The organism is Gammaproteobacteria bacterium (assembly GCA_027296625.1).
Taxonomy (GTDB): Bacteria; Pseudomonadota; Gammaproteobacteria; order JAKEHO01; family JAKEHO01; genus JAKEHO01.
This window is the reverse complement of sequence record JAPUIX010000123.1, coordinates 1-3,760: the sequence shown is the minus strand read 5'-3', so window position 1 is coordinate 3,760 and position 3,760 is coordinate 1. Positions and strand designations below refer to the sequence as shown.

The 3,760-nt window shown below is 53.9% G+C and carries 3 protein-coding genes; 1 reads left to right on the top strand and 2 read right to left on the bottom strand.

Features of this window, described 5'->3' with window-relative positions:
• Nucleotides 1-363: hypothetical protein (locus O6944_06830; GenBank protein MCZ6718846.1), on the bottom strand; the 363-nt coding region annotated here is incomplete at its 3' end.
• Nucleotides 364-669: 306 nt separating this feature from the next.
• On the opposite strand from O6944_06830, the gene O6944_06825 reads away from it, so the two are divergent.
• Nucleotides 670-2,097 (top strand): serine hydrolase, encoded by a 1,428-nt coding sequence (locus O6944_06825; GenBank protein MCZ6718845.1) that lies wholly within the window; start codon nt 670-672, stop codon nt 2,095-2,097.
• A 201-nt stretch (nt 2,098-2,298) separates the two neighbouring features.
• Here O6944_06825 and O6944_06820 read toward each other — a convergent pair whose 3' ends face one another.
• On the bottom strand, nt 2,299-3,225 hold the full coding sequence (locus O6944_06820; protein ID MCZ6718844.1) for a hypothetical protein: 927 nt from the start codon (nt 3,223-3,225) through the stop codon (nt 2,299-2,301).
• Between the last annotated feature and the right edge of the window lie 535 nt (nt 3,226-3,760).

The following is a 3,760-nucleotide window of genomic DNA, read 5'->3' as shown; positions in this document are numbered from 1 at the left end:
ATCCAGACCTGGCAAATCAATTTCGATCTCATTCAGTTGGTAGCTTTCTTCCAGCGCCCGCTCAAAGGCGGGTGTGTTTGCCTCGGTCAATGGTGTGCCATCCAGTACTTCAAGTGCGATCTGGGCCCTCGCGATACGGTTATCGTAATCCACTATGAGGAGATCGGTCTCAGCAATCAGCACAGCAGCGTCGTCGGCGATACGCAAAAGCTGCACTTCGATGTCTTGCTGCTTTATTCGCCCTTCATTCCAGCCATCCACCTGAAGGCCGATGAAAATACCGACGACGACGATAAGGATTTCGAGGATAACTGTGGACCAGTTCTGCTCTCTGATGGCATCAGCCAATTTTCGAAGAATCATGCGCCCCTCCCCAAGAGGGGAGTAGCTTAGACAATCAGGCGCGAACTGCAAATTGGGAAGTCGGTTAATGTCCGCTTCTGGCCGAAAGCGGACCTTAATTTTGGTGATTTTGGGTACATGAAAGCGTCCGCTCTTGAGAAAAGCGGACACTAAACCTGAGACTCCCGAAATTGAATCGGAAAACGTCCGCTTTACCCTCGGAAGCGGACATTCCACTAATATGGGGCAAAAGGGCCGCTAACGACCCAAAGCGGACATCACCAGAGACGCCATGCTGAAAGAAGCATTACTCGTGAGGCAGTCGCTATGAAGCAACTTTTTCCGGTCTTGGCTTTGCTCTTTCTCGGCTGCACGGTCGACGATGACAGCTCAGTTGATCTGTCATCAAAATCTCGCATTGCGAGAATCGAAAACAGCCTCACGCCCGTGCTGCAGATCGAGGGGCAGGAAAAGCCAACGTACAACATCAATGTTCGGCTCGAAGAGCTCGGCATTCCGGGCCTCAGCGTGGCCTTTGCCGTCAATGGGGCGGTTCGGTGGAGCAAAGCGTATGGAATGGCCGACGTTTCCGATAGGCAGCCGGTGAGTACGGACACGATGTTCCTGGCGGGGTCGATCAGCAAGCCTGTGGCTGCAGTGCGCGCGCATCAACTGGTCGAGGAAGGTACGTTCGATCTTGATGAAGACATCAACAACTACCTGACCTCCTGGCAGGTGCCGGAAAATGAGTTCACAGCAAAGGAGAAAGTGACGCTGAGGCGCATCCTCAACCATACGGCCGGCCTGACGGTGTGGGGGTTCCCGGGGTACGACAAGGGCGACGATATTCCGGGCGTCGTCGACGTTCTCGAAGGTCGCGGAAACACGGATCCTGTCCGGGTGTTCAGAGAACCCGGTAAGGCCTGGCTCTACTCCGGTGGTGGATACACGGTCATGCAGCTGGCGATTGCAGATAAAGAGGGCGTCGCCTTCCCCGAGACGATGCAACGCAACGTGCTCGATCGAATGAATATGCAGGGAAGTACGTTCGAGAATCCGTTGCCTGCGGAATACCATGCGCTCGCGGCCACTGGGTATCGGGTCAATGGGGACGAGGTCGAAGGAAATTGGCCCATTTACCCGGAGATGGCTGCGGCCGGACTGTGGACGACGCCGGGCGAACTGATCCAGTACGCCATCGAGGTTCAGAGGATTCTGCAAAGCGGGCAGGACGGGATTCTGAAGCATGGCACGGTAGTAGAAATGCTCGTCGCCGGTGAAGAAGATTGGGGGCTTGGACCTGAGGTTACCGAACATACATTCAGACACGGCGGAAGTGACGAGGGATTTAGGGCCTCGCTAATCGCGTGGCAAGAAGAACCGTACGCGGCAGTTGTAATGGTCAATTCTGATAACGGAAGCATTATTGGCGAGCTGTTACTGTCAATTGCAAAAGAATACGGGTTACCGGACATCGAACCGGTCGTTCGAGAACTAATCGTCGTCGGGCAAGAGGTCTTGGAGCGATATGTCGGTCGTTATGAAACTCAGGAGTCAGGACCTGTCGAGATTTCACTGATCAACGATCACCTGTCCCTGTATCTAGACGACTGGGATGAACGATTCATCATTTTGCCTCAAACCGAATCGCAGTTTTTCCATTCTGTAAATGGATCGCTCGTTGATTTCGATGTCAAAAATGGCGTCGTTTACGGATTCGAATGGCAGGGCGAAAGAGCTGAGCGAGTAAACTAGGCGGCCACTATTGACGTCCGCTAGTGGCCGTTAGCGGACTGTCAAAATTGAGATTTACAGCGATTTGAACGTCCGCTTTACACTCAATAGCGGTCGTTGAGCTGATAGGATGTTGAAGGGCCGCTAACGACCCGAAGCGGTCATCAAGCTTGGACTGGCTGGTTCGTTCGCGGGCGACGTATCTTCCGTCAGGAATGATAATTAGCGAAGTTTTTCGTCAGGATTGTCAGGAAGACGGGCCAACTCAGCATTGATCTCATCTTTGTCTGGCTCGATGGCTGGTTCGCCGGCTAGCATTGCCTCGAAATTCGCCATCACCTGAGGCATCAGCATGTTGGCAAGGGCACTAATATCCATCCCATTTGCGATCGTGGGGAGGCACATCGAGCTCGCATCCCTCGTCGTGCCGGTATAGAACTGGAGTCCGCCGCCGCCTTTATGAAAACCGCTCTTTCTATTCCGCCAGGCAACTATGCATCGTGGCCCCACGGACTGATCGACAACACCTAGATGTACTTCGTGATTCAGGTTGGCCAGGTAGTCGGATACGGCATGAGGCGATACCTGACCTCGGTCGTGCGCTCTTACAATACGAAGCAGGCTACGTTTCCACTTCCTATTCTTTGTCAGGAACAGAGCACCGCTTCCACCTAATGCCAAGCGCGGTGTCATTTGCCTGTCGACTAACGGTTTTTCAACTACCTGTCGCGTGTACCGAAAGTTGTAGCTCTTGCGGTCAGGCGCAAAGACCAAGTCAATCGTGTAAAGCTTCGGCTCTTCACCGACGAAAGACGTAGCGATCACACTGTGAGCAGGTCCGCCACTTCCCGGCATCCGAATCATGTATCGCGGCAACTGCTTTTTTGTTGCTTCCGCCAGTACGCCGAGGGATTGTTCCAGCGAAAGCTTCCTGCCGCGAAGGGCGGCGCTCATCCAATCTGCAGGTTCGGTGCCGAGAGAGGTCGCTCCAAGCCCAGCATATCCAAGGATGGCGACACCATCTGTCGTTTCGAGAAACATGACTTTGCAGGCGTCGTCTTTGGGCGGACGCGCCTTGTTGAAGGACAAGCGCCTATCAGCTAGCAGCCAGATCGAATCGGGCCCATTGACGGTTACTACGAGCGTCATGAATTGCGCTCCAACTTCTACACGAACTTAGCATCGCACCCTATCACGAGCGATCAACACCAGGAAAACTTCAAAAGGTTGCCAGCAGCGCGTGGCACCGAGCTACGTCGGTCGCTTTTGGCCGTTGTCGGCCAGTGATCATGTCGAATTGATGACCGAGTGACTGATCGCTTCTGGCCGTTAGCGGCCATCAGTTTTGTAGATTTGATAGCAGTTTGAACGTCCGCTTTACCCGCGGAAGCGGACATTGAGCTAATATTGGTCAAAGGGGCCGCTAATGACCCAAAGCGGACGTTTGCAAGGGATCAAGTAAATTGAATTGTTATCTTTCACTTTTACACATTAATGACTAGTTGGACGGCGGGGCCTTGGAATCAGAGAGCATCCTGCAGGCGATTGCCGAAGTGGCGATCGGGCTCGCCGGCTTCGGTGGTATCGCGGCCGGTCTTGGCTATCGCGCTCGCGGGGCGTGGTCAGATCAGGATCGGACGAGGCTAATCCAAATGGTCGTAAGCAGCCTGGCCGTGGTATTCGC